The 1,955-nt window shown below is 72.0% G+C and carries 2 protein-coding genes; both read left to right on the top strand.

Going from position 1 to position 1,955, the window contains the following annotated elements:
• A partial coding sequence (locus tag FXN61_RS49145; protein ID WP_167980598.1) for a 3-deoxy-7-phosphoheptulonate synthase occupies positions 1–1,258 on the top strand: 1,258 nt, incomplete at its 5' end.
• A gap of 31 nt (positions 1,259–1,289) precedes the next feature.
• A complete protein-coding gene (locus tag FXN61_RS49140; protein ID WP_223165916.1) occupies positions 1,290–1,865 on the top strand; it encodes a LacI family DNA-binding transcriptional regulator in 576 nt (191 codons plus the stop codon).
• Positions 1,866–1,955 lie beyond the last annotated feature (90 nt).

Here is a 1,955-nt window from a genome sequence, read left to right as displayed (position 1 = left end):
CGTCGACTGGCGCGACAAGGTCGCCGCCCACCAGCCGGACTGGCCTGATGCCTGCGAGCTCGCTCGTGCGCGGTTGCTCCTGGCGAGTGCGCCGCCGCTCACAACCCCCGGCGACGTCCGCTCGGTCCGGCACGCTCTCGCCGAGGTCGCCGCGGGCAGGGCGTACGTCCTGCAGGGCGGTGACTGCGCCGAACCGTTCGGCGTCGCCGCGCGCAGGGGCGCACTGGCCAAGGACAACGTCCTGGGTGCGCTGTCGGAGCGGATCAGCCGCGCGATGGACGTACCGGTGCTCGCGATCGCCCGACTGGCCGGCCAGTTCGCGAAACCGCGCTCCGAGGCGACGGAGGTCATCGACGGCGAGGTGGTGCCGACCTTCCGCGGTCTCGCGGTGAACAGCCCCGTGGCGGCCCGGCGGGTTCCGGACGCCCGGCGGATGGTCACCGCCTATCACACCGCCCGTGCGGTCATGTCGGAGTTGCGTGGCTTGGCCCGGCGGCGAAACCGGGCGCCCGCACGGATCGGGGAGTCGCTCGGTGACCACTACGGCCGCACCCGCCGCGACGGCGAGATGCGCTGGCGGCACAACGGAGTGTGGGTCAGCCACGAGGCCCTGCTGCTGGACTACGAGGAGGCCTTGGTCAGGCTCGACCCGAGCACCGGCGGCTGGTACCTCGCCTCCACCCACTTTCCCTGGATCGGCGAGCGCACCCGTGACGTCGACGGCGCGCACGTCGCGTTCTTAGCCGGGATCGGCAACCCGGTCGGCTGCAAGATCGGTCCGGGCGCCGATCCGGAGGAGGTCGCCGCACTGTGCGCGCGACTCGACCCGGAACGCGAACCGGGCAGGCTGACGTTGATCTGCCGGCTCGGCGTGCACCGGGTCCGGACCCTGCTGCCCGCACTGGTGCGTGCGGTGCGCGACGCGGGTCATCCGGCCGTGTGGATGTGCGATCCCATGCACGGCAACACGAGGATCACCGCTACCGGCATCAAGACCCGGCGCCTGGACGACATCGCCGGTGAGGCGGCGGCGTTCCACGAGACCCTGCACGAACTGGGCCAGTGGCCAGGAGGGGTGCATCTCGAACTCGCGGGGGAGGACGTGACGGAGTGCCTTGGCGGCTCGCGCGTGCCCGACGAGGCCGCGCTCACCCGCCGGTACACCTCGCTGTGCGACCCACGGCTCAACAACGAGCAGGCCCTGCTGATGGTCGACAGCCTGACCGCACGTTCGTCACCGCGGCACCGGCGGCTTTGACGCCGCGACCGGCAGCGATCACGATGGCGGCGTGACACGACGATCTTCCGCCACGCCGAGCATCCGCGATGTCGCGGCGGCCGCTGGCGTCTCCTACCAGACCGTGTCACGGGTGCTGAACGACTCGCCGAGGGTGAACGCCGACACCCGCAGGCACGTGCTCGACGCGATCGAGCGGCTGGGTTATCGCCCCAACCGGGCGGCTCGCGCGCTCGGGTCGGGACTGTCGAACACGGTGACGGTGGTGGTCGCCAACACCACGCTGTACGGCTATGCCGCGACGTTGCAAGGCATCGAGGAGGCCGCGCGGTCGGCGGGTTTCGCGGTCGGTGTCCGGGTGGTGGAGTCGGACGGACCGGCCGACGTCCAGCACGCGGTCGAGCACGTGAGCGATCCCAACGCGGGTGGCGTCGTGGTGATCGCGTTCGACACCGCCGGTGCCGAGGTGCTGCGTGCGTTGCCCGCGAACGTTCCCGCCGTGGCCGCCACGGAGGCCGGTGGGCTTGCGGGCGTTTCACGCTCGATGGTCTTCCTGGACGAACGCCAAGCGGCCGTCGACGCGACAAGCACCTGCTGGACCTGGGGCATCGCACGGTGCACCACGTGACGATCCCGTCGGAGAGCGGCACGAGGCGCCGCCAGTCGGGGTGGCGCGCCGCGCGTCGAGGCGGCGGGCGCACCCGGTGCCCGAGGCTGC

Source organism: Lentzea indica, from assembly GCF_012184385.1.
Lineage (GTDB): Bacteria > Actinomycetota > Actinomycetes > Mycobacteriales > Pseudonocardiaceae > Lentzea > Lentzea indica.
This window is presented reverse-complemented; position numbering and strand designations above follow the sequence as displayed.